Source organism: Ruegeria sp. CDSB029 (genome assembly GCF_059611125.1).
Genome location: NZ_JBXWOX010000001.1, coordinates 121,107 through 145,207 on the forward strand (window position 1 = coordinate 121,107; position 24,101 = coordinate 145,207).

24 protein-coding genes are annotated in these 24,101 nt (G+C 57.1%); 12 read left to right on the forward strand and 12 right to left on the reverse strand.

Going from position 1 to position 24,101, the window contains the following annotated elements:
• Window positions 1–4: 4 nt before the first annotated feature.
• The 4 genes from AC2FI8_RS00610 to AC2FI8_RS00625 all read left to right on the forward strand — a co-directional run bounded on the left by AC2FI8_RS00610 (window position 5) and on the right by AC2FI8_RS00625 (window position 2,463).
• Window positions 5–370: an RNA-binding S4 domain-containing protein gene (locus tag AC2FI8_RS00610; RefSeq protein ID WP_496719976.1), complete on the forward strand. Its 366-nt coding sequence runs from the start codon at window positions 5–7 to the stop codon at window positions 368–370.
• Window positions 371–436: 66 nt separating this feature from the next.
• Window positions 437–775 (forward strand): ferredoxin FdxA, encoded by a 339-nt coding sequence (fdxA, locus tag AC2FI8_RS00615; protein WP_058273871.1) that lies wholly within the window; start codon window positions 437–439, stop codon window positions 773–775.
• A 285-nt stretch (window positions 776–1,060) separates the two neighbouring features.
• Window positions 1,061–1,579 carry a CarD family transcriptional regulator gene (locus tag AC2FI8_RS00620; RefSeq protein ID WP_496722279.1) on the forward strand — a complete coding sequence of 173 codons (519 nt, stop codon included), beginning with the start codon at window positions 1,061–1,063 and terminating at the stop codon, window positions 1,577–1,579.
• 116 nt (window positions 1,580–1,695) lie between these two features.
• Window positions 1,696–2,463: a potassium channel family protein gene (locus tag AC2FI8_RS00625; protein ID WP_058277667.1), complete on the forward strand. Its 768-nt coding sequence runs from the start codon at window positions 1,696–1,698 to the stop codon at window positions 2,461–2,463.
• Here the strand turns inward: AC2FI8_RS00625 and cobS are convergent.
• A complete protein-coding gene (cobS, locus tag AC2FI8_RS00630; RefSeq protein WP_496776439.1) occupies window positions 2,460–3,224 on the reverse strand; it encodes an adenosylcobinamide-GDP ribazoletransferase in 765 nt (254 codons plus the stop codon). The genes AC2FI8_RS00625 and cobS overlap by 4 nt on opposite strands.
• A gap of 79 nt (window positions 3,225–3,303) precedes the next feature.
• Here cobS and cobT point away from each other — a divergent pair, with 79 nt between their 5' ends.
• On the forward strand, window positions 3,304–4,317 hold the full coding sequence (gene cobT / locus AC2FI8_RS00635; RefSeq protein WP_496776441.1) for a nicotinate-nucleotide--dimethylbenzimidazole phosphoribosyltransferase: 1,014 nt from the start codon (window positions 3,304–3,306) through the stop codon (window positions 4,315–4,317).
• A 28-nt stretch (window positions 4,318–4,345) separates the two neighbouring features.
• Here cobT and AC2FI8_RS00640 read toward each other — a convergent pair whose 3' ends face one another.
• Window positions 4,346–6,226: a monovalent cation:proton antiporter-2 (CPA2) family protein gene (locus AC2FI8_RS00640; protein WP_496776443.1), complete on the reverse strand. Its 1,881-nt coding sequence runs from the start codon at window positions 6,224–6,226 to the stop codon at window positions 4,346–4,348.
• 19 nt (window positions 6,227–6,245) lie between these two features.
• A complete protein-coding gene (locus tag AC2FI8_RS00645; RefSeq protein ID WP_496722290.1) occupies window positions 6,246–6,701 on the reverse strand; it encodes an Lrp/AsnC family transcriptional regulator in 456 nt (151 codons plus the stop codon).
• Window positions 6,702–6,847: 146 nt separating this feature from the next.
• Here AC2FI8_RS00645 and hppD point away from each other — a divergent pair, with 146 nt between their 5' ends.
• Window positions 6,848–7,945, forward strand: a complete 1,098-nt coding sequence (hppD, locus tag AC2FI8_RS00650) for a 4-hydroxyphenylpyruvate dioxygenase (RefSeq protein WP_496776445.1) — start codon at window positions 6,848–6,850, stop codon at window positions 7,943–7,945.
• Window positions 7,946–8,011: 66 nt separating this feature from the next.
• On the opposite strand, the gene AC2FI8_RS00655 is transcribed toward hppD, so the two are convergent.
• Window positions 8,012–10,168 (reverse strand): hypothetical protein, encoded by a 2,157-nt coding sequence (locus AC2FI8_RS00655; RefSeq protein WP_496776447.1) that lies wholly within the window; start codon window positions 10,166–10,168, stop codon window positions 8,012–8,014.
• Window positions 10,169–10,332: 164 nt separating this feature from the next.
• Here AC2FI8_RS00655 and AC2FI8_RS00660 point away from each other — a divergent pair, with 164 nt between their 5' ends.
• The gene (locus tag AC2FI8_RS00660) at window positions 10,333–11,028 is read left to right on the forward strand and encodes an SIMPL domain-containing protein (protein WP_496776449.1); all 696 of its coding nucleotides are present in this window, start codon (window positions 10,333–10,335) and stop codon (window positions 11,026–11,028) included.
• 2 nt (window positions 11,029–11,030) lie between these two features.
• Here AC2FI8_RS00660 and AC2FI8_RS00665 read toward each other — a convergent pair whose 3' ends face one another.
• The 3 genes from AC2FI8_RS00665 to AC2FI8_RS00675 form a co-directional block, all read right to left on the reverse strand.
• Entirely contained in the window at window positions 11,031–11,741 is a 711-nt protein-coding gene (locus AC2FI8_RS00665) for a GNAT family N-acetyltransferase (protein ID WP_496776451.1), read from the reverse strand.
• Between the two features lie 3 nt (window positions 11,742–11,744).
• Window positions 11,745–13,037 carry an O-acetylhomoserine aminocarboxypropyltransferase/cysteine synthase family protein gene (locus AC2FI8_RS00670; protein ID WP_496776453.1) on the reverse strand — a complete coding sequence of 431 codons (1,293 nt, stop codon included), beginning with the start codon at window positions 13,035–13,037 and terminating at the stop codon, window positions 11,745–11,747.
• Between the two features lie 72 nt (window positions 13,038–13,109).
• A complete protein-coding gene (locus AC2FI8_RS00675) occupies window positions 13,110–14,105 on the reverse strand; it encodes a GT-B fold glycosyltransferase domain-containing protein (protein WP_496776455.1) in 996 nt (331 codons plus the stop codon).
• 167 nt (window positions 14,106–14,272) lie between these two features.
• On the opposite strand from AC2FI8_RS00675, the gene AC2FI8_RS00680 reads away from it, so the two are divergent.
• The 4 genes from AC2FI8_RS00680 to preA all read left to right on the forward strand — a co-directional run bounded on the left by AC2FI8_RS00680 (window position 14,273) and on the right by preA (window position 18,605).
• Complete coding sequence (locus AC2FI8_RS00680; protein ID WP_496776457.1) at window positions 14,273–14,905, forward strand: cupin domain-containing protein; 633 nt, start codon at window positions 14,273–14,275, stop codon at window positions 14,903–14,905.
• A gap of 159 nt (window positions 14,906–15,064) precedes the next feature.
• The gene (locus AC2FI8_RS00685) at window positions 15,065–16,399 is read left to right on the forward strand and encodes an NAD(P)-dependent oxidoreductase (RefSeq protein WP_496776459.1); all 1,335 of its coding nucleotides are present in this window, start codon (window positions 15,065–15,067) and stop codon (window positions 16,397–16,399) included.
• 46 nt (window positions 16,400–16,445) lie between these two features.
• Window positions 16,446–17,282, forward strand: a complete 837-nt coding sequence (locus AC2FI8_RS00690) for a methyltransferase domain-containing protein (RefSeq protein ID WP_496733001.1) — start codon at window positions 16,446–16,448, stop codon at window positions 17,280–17,282.
• An 18-nt stretch (window positions 17,283–17,300) separates the two neighbouring features.
• On the forward strand, window positions 17,301–18,605 hold the full coding sequence (gene preA, locus AC2FI8_RS00695; protein ID WP_496766730.1) for an NAD-dependent dihydropyrimidine dehydrogenase subunit PreA: 1,305 nt from the start codon (window positions 17,301–17,303) through the stop codon (window positions 18,603–18,605).
• Window positions 18,606–18,736: 131 nt separating this feature from the next.
• On the opposite strand, the gene AC2FI8_RS00700 is transcribed toward preA, so the two are convergent.
• From AC2FI8_RS00700 to AC2FI8_RS00720, 5 genes are all read right to left on the reverse strand, one after another.
• Window positions 18,737–19,996, reverse strand: a complete 1,260-nt coding sequence (locus AC2FI8_RS00700; RefSeq protein ID WP_496776461.1) for a TRAP transporter large permease — start codon at window positions 19,994–19,996, stop codon at window positions 18,737–18,739.
• Window positions 19,993–20,526 (reverse strand): TRAP transporter small permease, encoded by a 534-nt coding sequence (locus tag AC2FI8_RS00705; protein WP_496776463.1) that lies wholly within the window; start codon window positions 20,524–20,526, stop codon window positions 19,993–19,995. The genes AC2FI8_RS00700 and AC2FI8_RS00705 overlap by 4 nt, the downstream gene beginning before the upstream one ends.
• 63 nt (window positions 20,527–20,589) lie before the next feature.
• Entirely contained in the window at window positions 20,590–21,564 is a 975-nt protein-coding gene (locus AC2FI8_RS00710; protein ID WP_496776465.1) for a TRAP transporter substrate-binding protein, read from the reverse strand.
• Window positions 21,565–21,588: 24 nt separating this feature from the next.
• Complete coding sequence (locus tag AC2FI8_RS00715) at window positions 21,589–22,131, reverse strand: 3-hydroxyanthranilate 3,4-dioxygenase (RefSeq protein ID WP_058273852.1); 543 nt, start codon at window positions 22,129–22,131, stop codon at window positions 21,589–21,591.
• A gap of 95 nt (window positions 22,132–22,226) precedes the next feature.
• Entirely contained in the window at window positions 22,227–23,180 is a 954-nt protein-coding gene (locus AC2FI8_RS00720; RefSeq protein ID WP_496776467.1) for a dihydrodipicolinate synthase family protein, read from the reverse strand.
• A gap of 145 nt (window positions 23,181–23,325) precedes the next feature.
• Here AC2FI8_RS00720 and AC2FI8_RS00725 point away from each other — a divergent pair, with 145 nt between their 5' ends.
• Window positions 23,326–24,099, forward strand: coding sequence for an aspartate dehydrogenase (locus AC2FI8_RS00725; RefSeq protein WP_496776470.1), 774 nt, complete (start codon window positions 23,326–23,328; stop codon window positions 24,097–24,099).
• The last annotated feature ends 2 nt before the right edge of the window (window positions 24,100–24,101 follow it).

Sequence of the window (24,101 nt, forward strand, 5' to 3'; positions counted from 1 at the left end):
TGCGATGGCCGAGGCCAAGCTGCGGATCGACAAGTGGTTGTGGCAGGCGCGGTTCTTCAAGACCCGCAGCCTGGCCGCCAAACAGGTCAGCGGCGGTCATGTCCGGTTGAACGGAAACCGGGTTCTGAAGCCGGCACAGGCCATTGGGCCCGGTGACGTTCTGACCTTTCCCCAAGGCCGTATCGTACGCGTAGTACGCGTCGAAGCACTGGGGGAAAGGCGTGGCCCGGCGACCGAGGCACAAACGTTATACTTCGATATGACGGAAAAGAAGGACGTGCCCCCTAAGAATCCGGGATTTGAGGGAAAGGGTCGTCCAACAAAGAAAGATAGGCGCGCGCTTGATCTTTCTCGCCCCCGGGATGGTTGATCCTACCTTGAAGAGAAGGCCAGACTGAATTAGCTAGACGCCCAAACCGAGAATGGGAATCCCACAATGACCTATGTCGTCACCGAAAACTGCATTGGCTGCAAATACACCGACTGCGTCGAAGTGTGTCCGGTGGATTGTTTTTACGAAGGTGAGAACACATTGGTCATTCACCCCGACGAATGCATCGACTGTGGTGTGTGTGAACCCGAATGCCCTGCGGACGCCATTCGTCCCGACACTGAGCCTGGAATGGAACAGTGGGTCGAGTTCAACCGAAAATTCTCGGAACAATGGCCCGTTATCGTGACCAAGAAAGACCCCTTGCCTGAAGCGGAAGAGCGTGACGGCGAAGAGGGCAAAATGGAGAAGTATTTCTCCGAAGCACCCGGCGAAGGCGGTTAAGCGATTCGGTAACTCAACCGGGTGGTTTGAATAGCGGTCTTCTGCTGTATCACTTTGAAAAGTCTCGGGTTTCTTCACCATTGTGGGGGGCAGACTTTCGGGCGTCGCAATTTTGTGATATACTCAGAAACTGAATGATGAATGAGATGGGGATGACTCCGTAAGTATGTACGCTTTGGAGTTCTGATTTTTTGACAAACTTACCGCCTGACTGGGCCAGATAGTGGCGCGGTTTGGGGTCTTTTGTTGTCTCTGCCTCTCCCTCGTAACCAAGGATGAACCTGTATGTCTAAGTCGAAAAAGCTTGAGTTCCGCCCGAACGATTATGTTGTCTATCCCGCCCATGGTGTGGGCCAGATCATCTCGATCGAAGAGCAGGAAGTCGCGGGATACTCGCTCGAGCTGTTCGTCATTTCTTTTGAAAAAGACAAGATGACCCTGCGGGTGCCGACCAACAAGGTTACCGAATCCGGCCTTCGGTCCCTTAGCTCTCCTGACGTTATAAGTCAGGCGATGAGAACGCTGAAGGGTAAGGCCAAGGTGAAACGCGCAATGTGGTCGCGCCGCGCACAAGAATATGAACAAAAGATCAATTCCGGTGATCTGATCTCGATCGCTGAAGTTGTGCGCGATCTGCACCGCACTGACGACCAGCGCGAACAGAGCTATTCTGAACGTCAGCTCTACGAAGCCGCGCTGGAACGCCTGACCCGCGAAGTCGCGGCTGTGTCCAGCGCAGGTGAAGTGTCGGCGGCCAAGCAGATTGATGAGGTTCTGACCTCGCGCGCGGCTGCGGCTGCCTGATCGCTTCTCCAGTCAAATTTCTGGCCGCTCCCGAAAGGGGGCGGCTTTTTCACGTTGATGGCTTGGTGAAAGCTCAGTTTACGGCTAATTTTCCAGCAAGAAGAGGCGCGTAGACAGTGAACCTAAAACAGACAGTCAAATATCTATATATCGGCCACGACCCCATTTCCGTCTGGTTTCGCTATGGCTTGATCCTGTTTGACGCGATCACCATCGTTTTCTTTGTCGCCACGGCAAATGGCGAACACGGCACGGGATTCACCGTTGCCAGCCTGATCATCGGGTTCTTCATCGTGTTGGATTTTTCGGCGCGGATGTGGATTTCAAAGGATCGCTGGAAGCTGCTGCGCCAAGTCTACACGATGGCCGATATTGTTGTGATCGTTTCGCTGTTTCTTGATCTGTTTCTACCTTGGAATCTGGCGTTCCTGCGTATCTTACGAGCGCTACGCCTGATCCATTCCTATCACCTGCTAAGGGATCTGCGGCGGGACAGCGATTTTTTCCGGACGCATGAGGACGCAGTGATCGCGGCGATCAACCTGTTGGTGTTTGTGTTCGCCACGTCCACCGCTGTTTTGGTGTTCTTCATCCCAGAAAACAGCCCGCACGCCTATATCGATGCGCTTTACTTCACCATGGCAACCCTGACGACCACCGGATTCGGAGACATCACGCTGGCGACCCCGGGGGGTAAACTGTTTTCGGTCTTCATCATGATCGTCGGGGTGGCGTTGTTTGTCCGGTTGGCGCAGGCGATTTTCATGCCGCAGAAAGTGCGTCACAAATGCTCAAACTGTGGCCTGTATCGTCACGATCCAGACGCGGTTCACTGCAAGCATTGCGGCGAAACCCTGAGGATCGAAACAGGCGGGACGACTTAGATCGCTGCAACCAATGCCAAAAGGAACGCAAGCTCTGCCAGTTGCTGCGAGGCACCAAGGACGTCCCCCGTTTGTCCATTGATTTTGGCCTTGGCGACGAGTGCCAGGATTCCAACAATCAGCGCTGAAAAAACCGTTGCCATCAGTGTGCTTGGTCCAATCAGCAGCAGCGATAAGATGACCGCAAGGCCAAAGCCTGTCGCCGCAGTCTCGGCCTTTGGGCCGCCGACCGAATGGCTCAACCCGCTTTTTCTGGCGTTGGGTAAAGCTGCCATGAGGATGGGCATGACTGCGCGTGAGACGATGCAGGCCGCCAGAATACCTGCAAATGCGTTGTCCGACAGAAGCGCCGCGATCAGCGCGACGCGCAGCAGTTGGGTAAAGATCAGAGTTAGAACGCCGTAAGCACCGATATGGCTGTCCTTCATGATTTCCAGGCGGCGTTCGGTGGTGAACCCGCCCCAAAATCCGTCAACCGTGTCCGCAAGCCCGTCTTCATGCATCGCGCCAGTGGCGATCACAAGCACCGCTACAAGTATTACGGCGCTGGCGAATGCAGGTAAGCCGAATGCACCGGCTGTCCAACCGACGGCACAGGCCAACGCCCCGACGACCAGCCCCACCAGGGGAAAAGCCCAGGCCGCATTGGCCTGCCGCGCAAACCGATATTCCGGCAGGCGCGGCATCGGCAGACGCGTCAACAGGACCAGCGACAGCGGAAAATCCCACGCGGAAAACAGTTTGGTGTCGTTTTTGTTCACTCCCGCGCCTTTCGGGGTCTTGTTGGATCGGACGCTTCGGTTAAACACACAGGACCACTCTGATGCAACGAGGCTTTGGATGCTGCCGGAATTAAAAGACCTGAATACCCTTCGCGAGGCCCTGAGTAACGCTCCGGGACCGGATGGAAATGCGCTGCAAGGTGCTGCCGAGCGCAACGGACAATTGACCAAACCGCCCGGTGCTTTGGGTCGGCTCGAGGATTTGGCGATTTGGTATGCGGGCTGGCGCGGGGACGCCCGACCGCAGATCTCTGCCCCCCAAGTCATCGTGTTTGCGGGCAATCATGGCGTTACTGCGCAAGGTGTTTCCGCCTTTCCGCCAGAAGTAACCGTTCAAATGGTCATGAATTTTGAACATGGCGGCGCGGCGATTAACCAATTGGCCAAAGCCGCTGGTGCGACCATGAATGTGCACGCGCTGGATTTGGACCGACCCACGGCTGATTTTACCTCGGGCCCAGCTATGTCCGAGGACGAACTGCTCGCGGCGTTGCGCATGGGTTGGACTGCCGTTGATCCAAGCGCCGACTTGCTGGTTGTCGGAGAGATGGGGATCGGCAACACCACACCTGCGGCTGCCATCGCCTGCGCCCTGTTCGGGGGGGAGGCGGCCGATTGGACCGGACGCGGCACAGGTGTTGATGATGCCGGTCTGGCCAACAAAACCCGTGTTGTGGCTGAAGGCGTCGCCTTGCATGCCGGATCACGCGACGGGCTGGAAATCCTGCGCTGTCTGGGCGGGCGCGAAATCGCGGCTATGGCCGGGGCCATCGCCGCTGCGCGGGCGTTGCGCATTCCGGTCATTCTTGACGGCTTTATTTGTTCGGCGGCTGCAGCCTGTCTGGCAGGCGTGGCCGAAGGTGCCTTAGATCACACGGTCGCAGGCCACCAAAGCGCCGAAGGTGCCCACACAGCCGTATTGGCCAAATTGGGTAAAGAGCCGCTGTTGAGCCTTGGGTTGCGCCTGGGCGAAGCTTCTGGTGGAGCGCTGGCCATCAACATTCTCAAAAGTGCCGTCGCGTGCCATTCCGGAATGGCGACATTTGCCGAAGCAGGTGTTTCGGACGGTTGATCGAGCAGCCTGATCCGGCAAGACCGGGTCAGGCTGATTTCTTTGCGTGTTTCTCGGCCAGTTCCAACAGCTCGGTTTCCAGGTCTTTCTCAAGCTGCCGCGCCCGCTCGATGTACTTCTTGTTGTCAGCGGTTGGCATTCCGGGAATCCACAGCTCTGCCAGATCACGCACAGAGGCGCGGTCGTGGTGATAGAATGTCTGCTCGGCCTGCGCCGCCTCATATTCGCTCAGACCTACGTTTTCTAAAACATAGCGGCCCGCTCGCAGCGATCCGTCGAACATCTCGCGGACAATGTCATCCGCTCCGGCCTGATACAATTGGTAGACATGGGTGCGATCACGTGCACGGGCTACAATATGCAAATCCGGTCGCTGACGCCGGGCAAAGCCAACCAACCGAGTGACCTGCTTGGGGTCGTCCATCGCGGCGACCAGAACAGAAGCTTTTTCAAGCCCGGCGGCACGCAACAGTTCTGGCCGCGTGGGATCACCCAAAAACCCTTTGACGCCGAACCGCCGCATCAACTGGATTGTCTCGATATCGTGGTCCAGAACGACGGTTTTGAAGCCGCTGGCGCGAACAAGCCGGTTCACGATCTGACCAAAACGACCAATCCCGGCGATTATCACAGGGCCTTTCTCGTCGATCTCATCTGGTTCGACTTCCGCGGCGCCATCGCCCATACGGCGCGACATCAGATCATAGATGATGAACAACAACGGCGTGATCAGCATTGTCAGGGCGATGATCATCAGCAGTTTTTGCGACAAATCCGGTGGGATGACGTTTTGCTGCGTTGAGAAAGCCAGCAGCACAAAGCCGAACTCGCCCGCTTGGGCCAGACCCAATGTGAACAACCAGTGATCCCGACCACGCAACCGGAACGCGCGGCCAACCAGAAACAGGATGATGCCCTTTGCCAGTATGACCAGCAGTGCCAGACCAATCAGATCAAGCGGGTCGTTGAAAAAGTAGCCGACATCAATCCCGGCACCAACCGTGATGAAGAACAGACCCAGGAACAGGCCCTTGAACGGCTCAAGGTCGCTTTCCATTTCGTGCCGGAATTCCGAGCTGGCCAGTACAACGCCCGCCAGAAACGCGCCCAGAGCAGGGGAGAGCCCGACTAGTGTCATCAGGAAGGAAATGCCCACGACGATCATCAACGCTAGCGCCGTATACATTTCGCGCAACCGGGTTGCGTGGATGAAGCGGAACAGTGGGCGCGTCAGGTAGATACCGGCCAAAATGACAAAGGCAACCGCGCCGATGGTGACCAGCGTAACAGCCCAGCCAGGCAAACCTTCGACCAGTGACAAGCTGTGATGGCCCGCGTCATGGAGTGCGTCCGCGCCGCGGTCGATTGAGCCGTCGCTTTCGATATGAGGCATTGCAGGCAGCGCCAAAAGCGGCAGCATTGCCAGAATGGGAATGACGGCTATGTCCTGTGTCAACAGGACCGAAAACGTCGCTCGCCCGCCATTTGTCTGCATCAGACCCTTTTCCGAGAGGGTCTGTAAAACAATAGCGGTTGAGGACAGTGATAAGGTCAACCCGACGGCCAGGGCGACCGACCAGGGGTGATTTGCATACATGGCCACTGCAGCGATGACTGCGGTGGAAAGCAACACCTGCAGGCCGCCTAAACCCAGAAGCCGGTCTCGCATGTCCCACAAAGCGCGCGGCTCAAGCTCTAGCCCGATCAGGAACAGCATCATGACCACACCGAATTCCGCTACATGCTGCAGGCTTTCGGTCTCGGCCCCCACAAGACCGAAGACAGGGCCGATGACGATGCCAGCGGCCAGATAACCCAGAACAGAACCCAACCCCAGACGTGCCGACAAGGGCACTGCAATCACGGCGGCAGCCAGATAGATCGAAGCCTGGTAAAGGAAATCGTCCATGTTTGTCCTCTCGGCCCGGTCAGGTGGGCAATGGCGCGTCGCGTTTAAGTTGGTCCATCACGATCTGGCTGTGCACCCGTGCCACTGCAGGATGCGGCAGTATCACCTGGTGAAGCAAGCGGTTGAGCGCGGAAAGATCGTCGCAATAGACGTGCAGCAGATAATCTGCCTCTCCGGTCATCGTCCAGGCGCTGGTGATTTCGGGGCGGGTGTTGACCATGCGAGCAAAGCTCTCGGATTGTTCCGGGCCATGAGTGCCCAAGTGAACCTGTATGAAGCCTTGAACCTGCAAACCCAGCCTGAGTGGATCCAGCCGCGCGGCATACCCGGTGATATAGCCTTCGGCCTCAAGCCGCTGACGGCGACGTCCGGCCTGACTTGGTGACAGGTTCAGCATTTCACCCAATTGATGCGCGGTCAGATGTGCGTCCTTTTGCAAGGCAGACAGCAGGCGCGTATCGGTGGAATCCAGCATATGCGGATTTTCTCCATATTCTTTAAAGAATATGCGCAAATTGCGCATGCGACCATAGTTTACACGAAAACTATGCGCAGAAACAGCGCTTGGTAAGGCGTATTTTGGAATCAGCAAAGAAATTCCTGTTTTTACGGAGACGCGCCATGGGACCTTTCCCGCATAACGCCCCGAAATCTGTCATCAGCCCTGAAAATCCAGCCGGAACCGATGGGTTTGAATTTGTCGAATTCGCCCACCCTGAGCCGCAAGAACTGCGCGATCTTTTCGCCAAAATGGGGTTTGAGCTGGTCGGACACCACACGGACAAGCCCCTGGTTGAGCTGTGGCAGCAGGGGGACGTGACCTACATCCTGAATGCTGACCCGGAGAGCTTTGCCGCTAAGTTCGTGGCCGATCACGGTCCCTGTGCCCCTGCGATGGGATGGCGTGTCGTGGACGCGCAGAAAGCCTATGAACACGCGGTGTCAAAAGGCGCTGAACCTTATGACGCGGCGGACAAGACCATGGAGGCCCCAGCGATCAAGGGTATTGGCGGTTCGCTGATCTATTTCATCGATCAGTATTATGAAACATCGCCTTACAATCAGGAATTCACCTGGAACAAACAGTCCAAACCGCGCGGCGATGGGTTCTATTACCTCGATCACCTGACGCACAACGTCTACAAGGGCAACATGGATAAGTGGTTCAAATTCTACGAGAGCCTGTTTAACTTTCGCGAAATCCGCTTTTTTGACATTCAGGGTAAATTCACTGGCCTGTTTAGCCGCGCGCTGACATCGCCCTGTGGTCGTATCCGTATTCCGATCAACGAAGACCGGGGCGAAACCGGGCAGATCGTATCATACCTCAAGAAGTACAAGGGTGAAGGTATTCAGCATATCGCGGTGGGTAGTGAAGATATTTACGCCTCGACCGATGCGATTGCGGAAAAGGGCCTGAAGTTCATGCCGGGTCCGAACCAGGCCTATTACGACATGTCCAAGGAACGTGTCGTGGATCATGATGAACCCCTGGACCGGATGATCAAACACGGGATCCTGATCGATGGCGAGGGCGTGCTGGACGGTGGCGAGACCCGGATCTTGCTGCAAATCTTCTCGAAAACCGTGATCGGTCCGATCTTTTTCGAGTTCATTCAGCGCAAAGGCGATGACGGATTTGGCGAAGGGAACTTTCAGGCCCTGTTCGAATCTATCGAACGCGAGCAGATCGAAAGCGGTGAAATTTCAGCTGCTTAACGGCGTAAATTAAGTCACCAAAGGGCGGTCGGGGATATCCCTCGGCCGCCTTTGCTTTTTGAACCGTCAGCTTCGCGGCATTTTCAACGTCAGGTTTCTTCCACGCTTTTGGTATCGCAATTCGCTGTCGCCAATGGCGATAACATTGCCGCCGTCCAGCCTGTCTCCGACTTTCAGTTTTTTGTACCGACCACTGGGCAATCGGACCAGCGCGCGCCGATTGGCCGGGGTCCCGTAAACCCCAATCAGGTTCAGCTTGCGCAGGTTGAGCGCATTGTCGATAGTCGCCTGCCGCGCCACCGAGGCGGTCGACGGGATTTTCGGTGCCACGGCCCTTGGTTGGAAAGAGCCAGCTTCGTCCGAGCTTTGATCGACCGCAGCAGTTGACCCGAGATTGGCGGTGCTTGTGTTTGTACTGGTCGGGCGGGCAAGTCCGGCTGGTCGTGTTTTGGGGCGCGGAACGCGAACGACTGCCAAAGCCGTCGGCGTTTCGTCGATTTGAGGGCTGCTTTGCAGGGACTTGGGGCGCAGTTTTGGACGCAGAACCGCCAGTTCTTCGCGTGTGCGTCCGCCAAGTTGTTGCCGTTCAAAGCTTTCCAGCAAATTAGCGGGGCGGGGATTCGGGCGTTTCTGCGCCAAGCGGGCTGTAGGATCTTCCTCAATCGGCTCTTGTTCGAACCGAACCGGAACTGCCGGGGGAACCTTGGCGGGCCGGCCAAGGTAAACGACTACTCCGTCGGGATTCAGGGTCCCTTCGGCTGAAGGCGTGACGAGGCCGCGTTCGTCCAGATCAAACTGGACTCCAGCCTGAGCGGGCAGGGCGTTTTGCTCAAACGGCAGGTCAGTTTCGAAGCTGCTGACGGGGGGCAGCGCCACCGCGTCCCGCGACAACTCAGTGCTGTCCAGGGATGCCAGATACAGGTCCTCTGCCGATTCCAGGATCGGATCGGGCAAAGGATCAGGGGCAAATATCTCGATGCCCACCTGTGACGGGATTTCTATGGGCTCAGCCTCTTGTCCCACCGGTTCAACCTGCGTCGGTGCCACATTCAGCGCTTCGAGGATTGCAGCATCGGTCGCGCTGAGATCAGCGGCGGTTTCTTCAACAGGTTCGGTTTGCTGCTCTTCCTCTGGCGCGGTTGCGGCCGCCTCAGGCTCGAATTCAAGCTCCGGATCGCCGTCAACCTCCTGTGTTTCGGCGATCTGCTCGTCAGGTGTGGGGTTTCGCACAGTTTCTTCAATCGAAACCGCCTCGGCTACTGAGGGTTCGGTGTCGTCAGATCCGGTCAACGACCACACGGTCAGGGCAATACCGGCAACGAGAGCGGCTGCCGCAGCTGGAACGGCGTAGCGGTTGATTGGGTGTGTGGCTTTCGTTTCGGCAGCAATGTTCGCGTTGGGCGCTGAACGAAACTCTGGTGGGATCTCGGTATCAGCGATCGCGTGAATGGCAGGGCCATCATGTTCTTTGGCGGGTTCTTCGCCCTCACCGGGGTCCACCGCCGCGGTCGCATTGGGCGCGGAAGGAAGCTCCGTTTGGGGCTCGGTAAAAACGATTGCCCGATCGGCGGCAGCTTCATTTTCTTTTGCGGACTCTTCTACCTCAACCGTTTCCACAGCACCGGCCGTGACGGGGACTGAAGGAAACTCTGTCGGGGTCTCGGAATCTGCAATCGTGTCTGCGATAGGTCCTTCATCAGTTTTGGCAGAATCCTCAACCTCGAACGGTTCCGCAGCAATGACCGTGTCTGGGGCATCGATTTCGAACCGAGGTTCAGCCGGATATTCCTGACCCTCGGTCGGGGTTGAATACTGTACCGGAACAAACCCGTGCTCGGCGGCAAATGTCCGGGCCTCATCCAAGGTTTGCCTGGCGACAGCGGCAATATGGGTTGTCGGACCGACGGTTGCGGTGTCGAAGGCGAGCTCATCCAGCGCATAGGGAGTTGCCTCGGTCAGTTCCGCCCGCACTTTTTCAGCGCTTTCCTCGGGGCTTAGGCCCTCTGTTGATACGGACAAAAATCGTACCTGATCCGCTGGTATCACCAGCTTGCAGTTCAGGTCGTTTTCAAGGGCAAAGCCCTGATCCCGCAATGCGATGATCTGCGTATTCAGGTCGGGCGCATCCAGAGCAACCTCGCCAATGCAGTACCAGTCACCATCCGAATGGTGGTGCAAGGATATTCCGGTCGAAGAAAAAGACAGCGCAAAGGCGGGTTTCATAATCCGGAAAAACCATAGTTGTCAGCATCTGTGCAAACGATCATTCGCCCGCAGAGCGACATTAAAGCAGGATCCCGCCGAGGGAAAGAAAAAGCCGGTCTTTCCCCTTGTTCGGCAGACCCCCGCCACCCCATGTTGGAAGAAAGAAAATTGGAGGGAAGACCTTGAATAAAATCGCTTTTCTAGCTGCAGTTCTGACGATGTCAGTTGCGGGCATGACCCATGCGGAAGAACGTCGCATCACCGTTGACGCGGCGGGAACCGTGCAGGCCGCGCCTGATATGGCGACTATTACTCTGGGCGTGACCAATGAAGACGGGCAGGCCTCAAACGCGATGAAGGCCACTTCGGAATCGGTGTCTCAGGTCCTGAGCCGGTTGCAGGAACTTGGGATCGAAACGCGTGATGTGCAGACCCGCGATGTGTCTTTGTCGCCGGTTTGGAACAACCGGAACAGCGCCAGCGGAGATCGACCCGAGATTTCCGGTTTTGTCGCCTCGAACCGAGTCGTAGTACGTGTGCGTGACCTGTCGCAGCTTGGTACGATCATGGACTCGGTTATCCAGGATGGAGCCAATGATTTTGGCGGGTTGAGCTTTGGCGTGCAGGATCCGAAACCGTTGCAAGCGCAGGCGCGGGCCAACGCTGTGGCCGAAGCGACCGCCAAGGCCGAGCAGTTGGCACAGGCGGCTAACGTGACACTCGGACCAGTTCAAGAGATCAGCGAACAGGTCGGTGGCGCGCGCGCCGTGGCCATGATGCGGGAATTCAGCTCTGCGGATGCAGGTGGTGTGCCGGTCGCAGGTGGCGAGGTGTCCGTTTCGGTCACCGTCACCATGGAATTCGAAATCTCTGAGTAACCTCAGACGCTTGCGCGGGCCTTCAAAGGTTGCCTTTGTTGGCCCGTCTGGTCGAAATTGTCCGGCGATAGCCAATCCTCAAAGGCGCCGCGGATGCGGGGCCATTCGCTGTCTAGGATGGAATACCACGCCGTATCCCGGTTGCGACCTTTGTAATGGGTGGCCTGTCGGAAAATACCTTCAAAGGTAAAGCCCAAACGCTCGGCCGCGCGACAGGACGGCGCGTTCAGCGCGTCGCACTTCCATTCGTAACGGCGATAGCCCAACTCATCGAACACGCGCCGCATCATCAAGAACATGGTCTCGGTCGATTGCGGGCTACGCTGCAACAAGGGTGAGAAGTGGATGTGTCCCACCTCGATCGCACCCGCCGCCGGGTCAATCCGCAGAAATGAAGCCATACCCACCGGCGTTTCGTTGCTATCCAGTACCGTGTGGAACATCGGATCGGAATCCATGCAGGTCTCACGGGTCCAATCTTCAAACTCGCGTTCGCCGTCGAACGGCCCGTAGGGAAGGTAGGTCCAGTTGTGGCCATCCGTGTCGTTGGCAAACGCCCGGAATAACCCGGGCGCATGCCTGTTCACATCAAGCGGGACAACGGAACAATATCGGCCCTCCATCGGCGTGTAGGGTGGTGTAGGGCGAGGGAAATCGCCCGTTACCGGCAATCCGATGGGTTGGCCCAGATCATTGGTGTTGTGCCCGCTCATGGATCAGGCCGACGCTTTGGCCAGCGCCTGATCAAGATCGGCGATCAGGTCATCTGCGTCTTCGATACCAATGGACACGCGCACAACGCCGGGGCCAGCGCCTGCGGCCTCTTGCTGTTCCGGGGTCAGCTGCCGGTGCGTGGTCGAGGCAGAGTGAATGATCAGCGACCTTGCATCACCCAAGTTGGCCACGTGGCTGAAAATCTCAAGCGCGTTGACCAGTTTGATGCACGCGTCATAGCCGCCCTTGACCGCGAAGGTGAACAGGGCTCCCGCGCCCTTCTTGTAATGCGTCTTCACCCGATCGTGGTACGGCGACGATGGCAGTCCGGCATAGGTGACATATTCCACGCGGTCATCCGCCTCGAGCCATGCGGCGATTTTTTGTGCGTTTTCGACGTGACGCTCCATCCGCAGGGACAGGGTCTCGATTCCCATCAGCGTATAGTGTGCCGCCTGCGGGTTCATGGTCATGCCCAGATCGCGCAGGCCAATGGCAATTCCGTGGAAAGTGAAGGCCAGCGGGCCGAAGGTCTCATGGAATTTAAGGCCGTGATACGCTTGTTCCGGTTCACTAAGAGAGGGAAACTTATCATTTGCTGACCAGTCGAATTTGCCCGAATCCACGATGCAGCCGCCGGTGACGGTGCCGTTGCCGGTCAGGTATTTGGTGGTCGAGTGCACGACCAGAGTCGCGCCGTGTTCGATCGGGCGGCACAGGTATGGCGTGGCCGAGGTGTTGTCGACGATCAGCGGAATGCCCGCAGCGTCAGACACATCCGCCAGCGCGCGGATGTCGGTGACATAGCCGCCGGGGTTGGCAATGGATTCGCAGAACACCGCACGGGTGTTTTCGTCGATTGCGTCTTTCACGGCGTCCAGATCATCGGTGTCGACAAACTTGGCAGACCAGCCAAAGCGTTTGATGGTCTGGCTGAACTGCGTAACCGTGCCGCCGTACAGACGGGTCGAGGCGACCACGTTGCAGCCCGGACCCATCAGCGGGAACAGCGCCATGATCTGTGCCGCGTGACCTGATGAGCAGCACACGGCACCGACGCCACCTTCCAGAGTGGCAACACGTTCCTGCAGAACGGCCACGGTGGGGTTGGTGAGGCGGGAATAGATGAAACCAACTTCTTGCAGGTTGAACAGGGCGGCCGCGTGATCCGCGTCGCGGAACACATAGGCTGTCGTCTGATAAATCGGTGTCTGACGCGCGCCAGTTGCGGGATCGGGCCGGGCGCCCGCGTGAATTTGAAGCGTATCAAAACCGTAGGTGGGGCCGTCAGACATCTTGGAAATCTCCTGTTGGAAAGTGCGTTGCTGAATCTCTAGGCGATTGGGCGCGTGCAGACAACATTCCTGTCAGCGCATCCAAAGACCATTCTTGCGTATCGTGTTGCGAATAACCTGCTCGCGTTTGGGAAGGTTCTCGCGGTCGAACATGTCCCTGATTTTGTGACCCTTGCGCTGCAGCACCAGCTTCTTGATCGGATCGTACCCCTTGAGGACTTTCTTCACCCGGTTCGGCGCAACCACGGTTTCCAGCACCTCGACAGCGTGATCGCTTTCACGAGCGTAGAGCAAGGGAAACAGGCGGTAATGACAGCTGACCGATCCGTCCAGAAGACCTGCGGGCAGGGCATCGCGACCGCCGCCGAACGAATGGATAACCAGCGGCAGTGCAGCCTGATCCAGCCAGGGGTCAAAATTCTGTCCAGCCATCTCGGGGATCTCGCCGTCGCGGATCGTGCGGGCATAGTCCAGAAAGCGCTTTCCGAAGGTGTGAGGGCAGGAATGAAAGAAATACCCGGCATTGAAGTACAGATAGCGCCGCCAGTAATCCACAGGTTGGCTGGTATCCAGCGAACTGTCGAAATCCAGTCCGAACCTTTGATAAAGCGCCTTCCAGATCCCATCCAGTCCAGGACCATACAAGGTTGGTTTGGGCCAGGTTCCTTCGACCCTTAGCGATGCGCCGGGGCGGTCAAAGTCGAAGGGGACGCTGGTCAGGTCGCCGGTGATCAGTGTGTCACTGTCGAAAAACACAAAGGGCTCACCCTCGGGCATGGCCAGCAAAGCTTCGATCTTGTTGCCATAAGGGTAACTGGCGCCAAATACACTGTTTTCGAACGGCAGGATCTCGGCATCCAACTGGCGGAGTGCTTTCAGCAGATCCTCGTCCTGGATGGTAGGGTCCTGCGGCCAGCGTGGACCGGGTTGCGGAACAGCCACGAACAGTCGACCGGAAAAATCAGGGCTGCTGTGCCGCAGCGAGGCGGCAAACAAAAGGGCTTCGTATTGCAGACGGTTGTTTTGCCCGATGATAACGATGTTGAATTTCGGGGCGCTGGCCTGCATCCGGTGACTTTCAGTACTTGTGGGTGCCGTGGTCCGGCGCTGCTCGGGTTTCTTGTCGGACGTACAGTATGCAGACGCGCCCGTCAAAACCAGATGCGATGCGCGCAATTTGAAAAATGTCGGCGCAATCCCATGTTAGGGACACGTCCCCGTTCAGGAGTGCCCCCATGAGGATCAACGCAGATTTCACCAAACGTGTTGCAGTTCATTTCGACCAGAATGAATGGATCGCGTCGCCAGCTGCCGGTGTAGAACGCAAGATGCTGGATCGCATCGGCGAGGAGGTTGCCCGCGCAACGACAATCGTCCGTTTTGCTCCGGGCAGCGCGTTTTCTGCCCACACCCATGACGGGGGAGAAGAGTATCTGGTTCTGGACGGCGTATTTCAGGACGAAACCGGTGATTTCCCGGTCGGCAGCTATGTGAGAAACCCTCCAACCTCTTCGCACACACCTTCGGCTAAAGAGGGTGCGACAATCCTGGTGAAGTTGCATCAGTTTGACCCAGACGACCGGACTGAGGTGCGCCGTTCGATCAATGGTCAGGGGAACACTCAACTGTTCAAGGACGCGCATGAAGATGTCCGCGTGTTCAATCTTGCGGCGGGCGAGGCGTTGGATCTGGACGCGTCGCACGGAATGGAGCTGTTTGTGATCGAAGGTTCGCTGAGGGAATCTGACGAGGATTTCACGACCTGGGATTGGCTGAGATTGCCGCCGGGCGCGCGATCAACCGCCGTGGCTGGGCCTTCTGGCGCGCGCGTTTGGACCAAAACAGGGCATTTGGCCCAGATGGTCTGATACGTTCGCTGCAAGAAAAACAGGCAGAAACAAAGGAAAACCGGGTCGATTGGTCCGGTTTTTTCATTTTTTGACCATTTGGCAAATTTTACCATTTGATAAAAAATTACTTTGTGGCAAGCTGAGGCTACAACAAACATATCTACAGGGAGTAGAGTGATGGCACAGGGCCAGATTGCCCCCGGCATTGTCTCCGGGCGGCTGTCCAGCGATGAGCTGACCTCGAATTTCACGGATTTGCATCCGCCACTGGCCCCTCATGAGGCCGCCGTGGCAGCGGATCGGTGCTATTTTTGTTACGACGCACCATGCGTCACAGCCTGTCCGACAGACATCGACATTCCGCTGTTCATGCGCCAGATTCAGGCTGGTCAGCCCGAAGCGGCGGGTGAGACCATTTTGGCGCAGAACATTCTGGGCGGCATGTGCGCCCGCGTTTGCCCGACTGAAACGCTGTGCGAAGAAGTCTGCGTGCGCGAAACCGCCGAAGGTTCACCGGTGGAAATCGGTCGTCTTCAGCGCTATGCAACAGACAGTGTGATGGTTGGCGGAAGTCATCCGTTCCAACGGGCCGCACCAACAGGCAAAACAGTTGCCGTAATCGGGGCAGGACCTGCGGGTCTGGCCTGTGCGCACCGGCTGGCGATGTTTGGGCATGACGTGGTGATCCACGAAAGCCGCCCCAAGCCGGGTGGACTGAATGAATACGGGATCGCCGCGTACAAATCGACGAACGATTTTGCGCAGGCCGAAGTAGACTGGCTGCTTAAAATCGGCGGTATTTCTATCGAAACCGGTTCTGTTTTGGGAGAGGGCGTCTCGCTGGACGGGCTGGTTGAGAACTACGATGCAGTATTCCTGTCTATCGGCCTTGCCGGGGTGAATGCCCTGCGTGCGCAGGGTGCTGACCTGGACGGTGTCCGCCACGCGGTCGATTTCATCTCGGACGTTCGTCAGGCCTCGAACCTGTCGCATCTGCCGGTGGGTCGCAACGTCGTGGTGATCGGCGGTGGCATGACCGCTGTGGACGCTGCGGTGAAATCGAAACTGTTGGGCGCCGAACATGTCACCATCGCATACCGCCGTGGGCGAGATGCAATGGGCGCCAGCCGGTATGAGCAGGACCTCGCGTCCTCGCACGGAGTCAAGATCATGGCCAACGTGCAGCCCGTGGCTGTGCACGGAAACGGGGCAGCAGCGGAGATCGAATTGGAGTATACGTCCAGTCACGACGGTCAGCTTTCGGGCACCGGAGAGATGATCCGCATACCCGCTGATCAGGTCCTCAAAGCGATCGGTCAAAACCTAGACGGCGCGCCCGAAGGGCTGAAGCTGGATGGCAACAAGATCGCTGTGTCTGGCGCGGGGCGCACCTCGATGACCGGTGTCTGGGCCGGGGGCGATTGCGCGGCGGGGGGTGAAGACCTGACCGTGACCGCCGTGGCCGAAGGCCGGGATGCGGCGATGGACATCCACGCAACGCTCGTTTCGTGATAGGATGGGGCATTCACCCCATCCCATTCGCTGCTGAGGTATTCTCATGTCCCAGATCGAACAAGCTGTTGCGCAACACTATACAACTGGTGCTCTTACGGAACGCATGCGTGAAGCGCTTAAAGCCAGTGGCATTGATCCCAATGCGGCCACGGTTGCCGACCTAAAGGCGGGTGATGAGTTCCACACCGGCGGTGTTCTTGCGACGGACAACCTTTTCGCCCAGCTTTCACCGACCCACGCGACCCGTGTGCTGGATGTCGGCTGCGGCATCGGTGGGACGTCGCGGTACATCGTGGATCGTTATGACTCAACGGTGACCGGGGTCGACCTGACACCGGAGTTTGTCGAAACGGCCACGGCTTTGAGTCAGATTGTCGGTCATTCCGAAAAGACGAGTTTTCTGGTGGGCAGCGCACTGGACATGCCTGTGCCGGATGCAGGCTTCGATCTTGCTGTCATGATGCATGTCGGGATGAACATCGAAAACAAGGCTGGCCTTTTCACGGAAGTCTCGCGCGCGCTGGCCTGGGATGGGACCTTTGCCCTGTTTGATGTGATGGGTGGGGAAGTTGCCGAGCCACTGGCCTATCCTTTGCCATGGTCGACTGTCGCCGAGACATCTTTTGTTGATGCGCCAGAGGTTTACAAAGACGCCGCCGCAGCGGCGGGCTTCGAATTGGTCACCGAGACGGACCGGACCGACTTCGCGCTGACCTTTTTCGAAGAGGTGTTTGCGCGCATCGCCGAAAGCGGCCCGCCGCCCTTGGGCATCCACCTGATGATGGGCGAGACGGCGCCTGAAAAGTTTCAAAACTACGTCACGAACCTCAAGGCCGGGCGCATTCGTCCGACCGAAATGATATTCAAGAAAACCGGCTGAGCCGGGAAGGGAGAAGCCATGGCCGATCTGACAACAAACTTTCTGGGCATTTCCAGCCCCAATCCTTACTGGCTCGCCTCGGCGCCGCCGACAGACAAGGAATACAATGTGCGCCGCGCATTCGAGGCCGGGTGGGGCGGTGTCGTCTGGAAAACGCTCGGGTCCGAGGGGCCGCCGGTCGTAAACGTGAACGGGCCGCGCTACGGCGCGATCTATGGCGCGGATCGCCGCCTGTTGGGTCTCAACAACATCGAACTGATCACCGACCGCCCGCTTGAGGTGAACCTTGAAGAAATGGCCCGGGTTAAGGCGGACTATCCAGATCGCGCGCTGATCGCGTCGATCATGGTGCCCTGCGAGGAAGAGGCCTGGAAAGCAATCCTGCCGCGTGTCGAAGAAACCGGCGCGGACGGGATCGAGCTGAACTTTGGCTGCCCGCACGGGATGAGCGAGCGTGGCATGGGCGCAGCCGTAGGGCAGGTGCCGGAATATATCGAGATGGTCACCCGCTGGTGCAAGAAATACTATGACCGGCCCGTGATCGTGAAGCTGACGCCAAACATCACTGATGTTCGCAAGCCTGCCGAGGCGGCGAAAAACGGTGGCGCGGATGCGGTGTCACTGATCAACACGATCAATTCGATCACCAGCGTTGATTTGGACACGTTCAGCCCGGAACCATCGATTGATGGCAAGGGCAGCCACGGTGGGTATTGTGGCCCGGCGGTCAAGCCAATTGCCCTGTCGATGGTATCCGAGATCGCCCGCGCCGAAGCCACCCATGGCTTGCCGATTTCCGGCATTGGCGGCGTGACCACATGGCGCGATGCGGCAGAGTTCATGTCTCTGGGCTGTGGAAACGTCCAGGTGTGTACTGCAGCTATGACTTACGGCTTTAAGATCATCGACGAACTGACTGCAGGTCTGTCCAAGTGGATGGACGAAAAAGGGTACACAAACGTGTCCGAGTTTGTCGGTCGTGCCGTTCCGAACGTGACTGACTGGCAGTATCTGAACCTAAACTACGTGGCCAAGGCCAAGATCGATCAGGACCAGTGCATCAAATGCGGTCGCTGCTATGCCGCGTGCGAAGACACCAGCCACCAGGCGATTTCCATGTCCGATGATCGGGTATTCGAGGTCATGGATGACGAATGCGTCGCCTGTAACTTGTGCGTAGACGTGTGCCCAGTGGATGGATGTATCTCAATGGTGCCAATGGCCGCGGGCGAGGTTGATCCGCGTACAGGGCAGGAAGTTCAGCCGGAATATGCGAATTGGACGACCCATCCAAACAACCCGATGGCCAAAGCTGCCGAGTAATTTGGTTGCTAAAAACAAGAAGGGGCCCCAAAGCGTGGGCCCCTTACTAATTGTGCTGTTGACCACGTGGATGGCGGTTATTGCCCCAACTGAACAGTGTCTCCAAAGACCCGCAGCTTCATCTCGTTTCGCTAGATCAGGTAGGTCGACAAGATCGGCGCATAGCTGAGCAGTATTAACACAGCGGCCACTGCAATCAGGAACGGCCAAAGCGATTTCAGAATTGTTCCGGGGGTCGTGCCGCTCATGGATGAGGTGATATAGAGGCCGATCCCGACGGGTGGCGTAAGCAGGCCAAGAACAAGGTTCAGGCATACAACAACTCCGAACTGGTAGGGGCTGATGTCGTAGGATCCAGTGGCAATCGGTAACAAAATAGGGGTGATCAGGATGATGGCGGCGATCCCGTCGATCACCATCCCTACCAACAGCAGGGCGGCATTTACGATCAGCAGAAACATGAACGGGTTGGATGTGATGGATGTGATCAACCCGGCGAGCTGCTGCGGTATTTCCTCGTAGATGATGACCCAGCCAAATACGCTGGCCGCGGCGATCATGAACAGGATCATCGACGCATTTGCGGCTGTTCGTTTGAACATCTCGCCCAGATTCTGCGGCTTCAGATCTCCGTAAATCAGCCACCCGACCAGAAATGCGATTAGCGAAGCGATGGCGGCGGATTCCGTTGGCGTTGCAATGCCAAACAAAATGCCGCCGATGATCGAAACCGGGATCAGCATGGCGGGCAGGGCGGCGATCAGGGCTTGTACGGCATCTTTGCGGGACATCCAGACTCCCTTGGGGAATTGCTGAACCCAACCAATTAACGTGATTACCAGTGCAAAAGCTCCGGCCAAAAGCAATCCGGGAATGATCCCGGCTATAAACATGTCGCCGATAGGGATCTGCGCCAGAACACCGAAGATAACAAACATCATCGACGGCGGGATGACCGGCGCCAACAGGCCACCGGCGGCTGTTGTGGCGGCGGCGAAGCCCTTGCTGTAGCCCTCTTCCTCCATCGCGGGGACCATGGCGCGGGACATCACAGCGATCTGTGCGGTCGCCGAACCGATGATGGCGGCCATGAACATATTGGCCAGCAGGTTGATATAGGCCAGCCCACCCCGAAACCCGCCCACGAAAACGCGCGCCAAGGCGACCAGTCGACGGGTCATGCCGCCTTCGTTCATCAATTCTCCTGTCAGCATGAAGAGCGGGATAGCCAGCAGGCCGTAGTTTTCCAGCCCGCCAAACATCTTCTGAGCGAAACTGTCATAAAGAACCGTGTTCCCGCTTTCCCAGATGTACCAGATCGCGGTGATCGCCAGCACGATGGCGACAGGGACCGACAAAAGCAGCGTCGCCAGAAAGACAATAGGACTCATGCCTGCAACCCTCGTTCAGGTCGCGCTACAAGATGCATTGTTGAATGCAGCGTGGCCCCCAAGGCAAATAGCCACATCACGAACCAAAACAGGAATTTTGGCAGCCCGAGTGTCGAGGTCGGCTCAGCATAGATGAAGTTGAACGTGTTGCCCTGAAAAGCCATTGCGTCGAACCCAGTGCGGGCGATGTCCAAAGGCAGAAACCAGCGCCAGCAGACCCACAGCATCGCGATTGCAAAAATGAAGACAACGATATCGACCGCTTTTTGGATGATTGCCCGGGCTTGAGGCGGAACCAGATCCACAAGGATTGTGATCGAGACCGAATTGCGGTGATGTAACGCCGCGGATGCGCCAAGGAATGTCATCCACACCATGGCATAGATTGCCAGTTCATCCACCCAGAACAAGGCGTTACCCGCAGTGCGTGTCACGACATTCAACAAGATCAATAGGGTGACGCAAACGGCCAGTGCTGCAGCACAGCATAACTCAACCCACGCCCACGCTGCAGACAGCCGGTATAACATCGCCGATCCCCTATGGAAAAGGGCGCAGGATTGACCTGCGCCCTTTCCTTGAAACGTTCAACTTTATTTGGTTTCTGCCGCAGTCTCCCGCAGCGCGTCAAGGGACGAGGTTTTTTCGGACCAGATGCCGTTCCACTCCTCAATCGCGTCGCCAAAGAATGAGGCATCGACTTTCTTGTAGGCCTTGCCGGTTCCCTCGATCTGTTCCAGCCACTTCGCTTCGTTGGCAACGTAGGCGTCGATGGTGCTGTCGACATGCTTGGCCATCAGTTCACCGATCATCGCGCGGTCTTCTTCGGACAGTCCCGCCCAGACTTTGGCCGAGACCAGCCCGACCATCGGGAACATCATATGATCAGACTGAACAATTGTGTCGGCGTGATCGTAGTATTTTAGCACCCAGATCAGTTCAGCATCCATATCAATGGCATCGACCTGCCCATTGGCCAGCGCGTCATAGACAGCAGGCAGCGGCATCGGTGTTGGTGCAGCTCCAACTGCGTTGTAAAAATCCAAAATTGGTGTGAACGGAGTGATCCGCAATTTCAGTCCGGACAGGTCCTCGGCAGAAGATACATCACCCCGGCTGACGATCTGGCGCAGTCCGGCCATGCCGTAACCAACGCCGACAACACCTACCTGACCGGGCAGGGGTTCCAGCATCGATTTTGCGGCATCCGAACGCAGGATGCGCCCCGCGTGGCCGATATCATCCGCGAGATACGGCCCATAAAACGCACCCAGCTCAGGTGCGCGGTTCGACACTTCGGCCACGGTCATGAATGCCATGTCCAGCGCGCCGGTTTGCAATTGTTGCAGCATCTCTGCCTCGTTGCCCAACTGACGGGCAGGGAATACAGATACGGTATGGGCACCACCGCTGGCTTCGTTCAGCTCGGCCCCAAAGGACTCGGCAGCTTTGGTCCAGATATGCGGAGGTGGCGTGATCAGGCCCAGACGGAATTCATCTGCATGGGCGGCCAGCGATGTCACAGCAAGCGCTGCAGCCGAAGCGGCGATCTTAGCAAAATGTTTCATGTTCTTCCCTGTTGTTTGTTCATCTCAGAGTGTGACCCAGCCCTCTGGCGGCTCTTTTCCCGGATGCACGGTCTGGCAGTTCGGGCATGTTCGGTCTTCTTCTGATGAATAGAATTTTTCGTAGACCGGCGGCAAGTCCTTGACGATAGACTGCAATTGCATCTCGGCCCGATGAACGCGGGTGCCGCATTCAAAGCAATACCATTCGATCGCGTCCAGCTCGCCTGTTTGCCGTTTGGGTTCGATCACCAATCCGATTGAGCCTTCCTGCGGTCTTTGTGGTGAATGGCGCACATGCGGCGGCAGCAAGAAGATCTCACCTTCGCGGATCGGAACGTCATAGAATTCCTCTCCGTCATACAGCTTCAGCACCATGTCGCCTTCTAGCTGATAGAAGAACTCTTCAACTGGATCGTCGTGATAGTCGGTTCGCTTGTTCGGCCCGCCGACGACGGTGACCATCAGGTCGGCATCCTCCCACACCTGTTGATTGCCGACAGGTGGTTTCAGCAGGTGACGGTGTTCGTCGATCCATTTCTGAAAGTTGAATGCACTTAACTTCGACATGTCCCACTCCCTGTTAGTAGAAGTTTGGCCGGTTTTTTCATAACCGCAAAGAAATTATCCGCATCTAGATATCCGATTTGCTTATATCGATGTGGCTATGGCTTCAGGCCGCATTCCGCGAACCCTTTGCGGATGATCTCTTTTTCCGCCTCGGTCAGTTCCAGCATTGGGGGTCGCACACGCCCTCCGACCTGTCCCAGCAGCTCTTGCCAGTATTTTCCAAAAGCGGTGGGTTTGCCTGCAGGTTTGGTTCGCTTCATCGCGTCCCGAACCGGGTTCAGGCTGTCAAACACCTTGCGCGCCTCATCTGCTTTGCCGGCAAACGCCAGCCGCGTGTATTCGTTCATGCGCTGATCATTCTTGGTCTGTAATTGGTAAGGCGGCGACGAACACAGATACAGTTTCCAATCCAGTTCCAGAATATTGTCCAGCCATTCATGTTCAGCCGATGTCGAGACATGAATTTTGTCGCCCACCATATGCGTCAGTTTCACATACATCTCACGCGGGACGGAGTATTTGATGGCCACGATGTTGGGCAAATCAGCAATCCGTGCGCATTCTTCGGGTTGCATCAGGTATCCGCTGTCCGGGTGGCTCCACATCGCGATCCCGATGTCCAGTTCATCGCAGAACCGTTTGTAGTACTGGTAAAGAACTTCACCACGATCCTGAACAAAGCTCAGGACAGGGGCATGCAAGACGATGTAATCGGCCCCACAATTCTGCGCATGGCGGGCCAGTTCCAGCGCCGTGTCCATGTTCTGATCCGAGACCGAGACGATCACTCCGGCCGTGCCCGCGCATTCATCGACCGCAATTTCAAAGTTGCGCTTGCGCTCATCAAGGCTCATCGAAAAAAACTCGCCCTGTTTCCCCGCCACGAACAGGCCCTGAATATCCAGATCGTCGATCCAGTGACGAATGTTTGACCTCAGGCCTGCCTCATTCAGTGACAAATCATCGTTGAACGGGTTCAGGGCCGCCGCCCAGATACCGGTCATGTGCGCGCGCGCATAGGCTTTTGCATCGTGTTTAGAGTAATTCATATCAGGCGGACCTTCTGGTTATGCTGCTATGAAAGCCCGATCATCTCTTCTGATCCAATGCGAAAGCTGGGAATTGGATATCAGAAATTAGAATATCCATAGAATATCAATTTAGGAATCTTTGGCTCTGGGTTAAGTTTGCCGCATGAAGATTGGATTGATTGGAAAAGGCGCGATCGCGCAGCATGTCTTGGATGCGATTCAGGCGCGAGGGCATCAGGTTCATGCGGTTCTGGTTCGCGCAAGCAGCGTTTCGCAGGATCCGGATTTATTTGTGAGCTCTGTAAAAGATCTCACTTCCAGAGCAGATCTGGTGATCGACTGCGCGGGCCATCACGCGTTGGCGGAGTACGGTCCTCAGGTTTTGTCCCGTGGAATTGATATGGTCACCGTATCCATCGGCGCATTGGCAGACCGGCAGGTCGCGGATGCACTGGAGTCCTCTGCTCGCGGCGGGGGGGCCAAGCTGCACCTGGCCAGTGGCGCCATCGGTGCGCTGGATTGTCTTGGTGCGGCTGCGACCGGCAAGTTGGACAAGGTTATCTATGTCGCGCGCAAGCCACCGCAGGGCTGGAAAGGTTCAATCGCTGAGGACAAGTTAGACCTCGCAAATCTCACCAAGCCGGAAACGCATTTCAATGGCACCGCTCGTGAGGCCGCGTTGAATTATCCCAAAAATGCAAACGTGGCGGCGGCAGTCGCTTTGGCTGGGCTAGGGTTCGACGACACGCAGGTTCAACTGATTGCGGACCCTTCAGCCAACGGCAACACTCACGAGATCGAGGCCCAAGGCGAATTCGGGCGGTTTCATTTCCAGATCAGCGGCAAGTCCCTGCCGGACAATCCACGCAGCTCGGCCTTGGCCGCGATGAGTGTGGTGGCAAAGCTCGAGCAGCTTCTGGACCCAATTGTGATCTGACC

Bases quoted from the DNA above. Each gene is read 5' to 3' on its own strand.
- AC2FI8_RS00610 (WP_496719976.1), top strand. From the start codon at position 5: ATGGCCGAGGCCAAGCTGCGGATCGACAAGTGGTTGTGGCAGGCGCGG.
- fdxA (WP_058273871.1), top strand. From the start codon at position 437: ATGACCTATGTCGTCACCGAAAACTGCATTGGCTGCAAATACACCGAC.
- AC2FI8_RS00620 (WP_496722279.1), top strand. From the start codon at position 1,061: ATGTCTAAGTCGAAAAAGCTTGAGTTCCGCCCGAACGATTATGTTGTC.
- cobT (WP_496776441.1), top strand. From the start codon at position 3,304: ATGCTGCCGGAATTAAAAGACCTGAATACCCTTCGCGAGGCCCTGAGT.
- AC2FI8_RS00640 (WP_496776443.1), bottom strand. From the start codon at position 6,226: ATGGACGATTTCCTTTACCAGGCTTCGATCTATCTGGCTGCCGCCGTG.
- AC2FI8_RS00645 (WP_496722290.1), bottom strand. From the start codon at position 6,701: ATGCTGGATTCCACCGATACGCGCCTGCTGTCTGCCTTGCAAAAGGAC.
- hppD (WP_496776445.1), top strand. From the start codon at position 6,848: ATGGGACCTTTCCCGCATAACGCCCCGAAATCTGTCATCAGCCCTGAA.
- AC2FI8_RS00655 (WP_496776447.1), bottom strand. From the start codon at position 10,168: ATGAAACCCGCCTTTGCGCTGTCTTTTTCTTCGACCGGAATATCCTTG.
- AC2FI8_RS00665 (WP_496776451.1), bottom strand. From the start codon at position 11,741: ATGAGCGGGCACAACACCAATGATCTGGGCCAACCCATCGGATTGCCG.
- AC2FI8_RS00670 (WP_496776453.1), bottom strand. From the start codon at position 13,037: ATGTCTGACGGCCCCACCTACGGTTTTGATACGCTTCAAATTCACGCG.
- AC2FI8_RS00675 (WP_496776455.1), bottom strand. From the start codon at position 14,105: ATGCAGGCCAGCGCCCCGAAATTCAACATCGTTATCATCGGGCAAAAC.
- AC2FI8_RS00680 (WP_496776457.1), top strand. From the start codon at position 14,273: ATGAGGATCAACGCAGATTTCACCAAACGTGTTGCAGTTCATTTCGAC.
- AC2FI8_RS00685 (WP_496776459.1), top strand. From the start codon at position 15,065: ATGGCACAGGGCCAGATTGCCCCCGGCATTGTCTCCGGGCGGCTGTCC.
- AC2FI8_RS00690 (WP_496733001.1), top strand. From the start codon at position 16,446: ATGTCCCAGATCGAACAAGCTGTTGCGCAACACTATACAACTGGTGCT.
- preA (WP_496766730.1), top strand. From the start codon at position 17,301: ATGGCCGATCTGACAACAAACTTTCTGGGCATTTCCAGCCCCAATCCT.
- AC2FI8_RS00700 (WP_496776461.1), bottom strand. From the start codon at position 19,996: ATGAGTCCTATTGTCTTTCTGGCGACGCTGCTTTTGTCGGTCCCTGTC.
- AC2FI8_RS00705 (WP_496776463.1), bottom strand. From the start codon at position 20,526: ATGTTATACCGGCTGTCTGCAGCGTGGGCGTGGGTTGAGTTATGCTGT.
- AC2FI8_RS00710 (WP_496776465.1), bottom strand. From the start codon at position 21,564: ATGAAACATTTTGCTAAGATCGCCGCTTCGGCTGCAGCGCTTGCTGTG.
- AC2FI8_RS00715 (WP_058273852.1), bottom strand. From the start codon at position 22,131: ATGTCGAAGTTAAGTGCATTCAACTTTCAGAAATGGATCGACGAACAC.
- AC2FI8_RS00720 (WP_496776467.1), bottom strand. From the start codon at position 23,180: ATGAATTACTCTAAACACGATGCAAAAGCCTATGCGCGCGCGCACATG.
- AC2FI8_RS00725 (WP_496776470.1), top strand. From the start codon at position 23,326: ATGAAGATTGGATTGATTGGAAAAGGCGCGATCGCGCAGCATGTCTTG.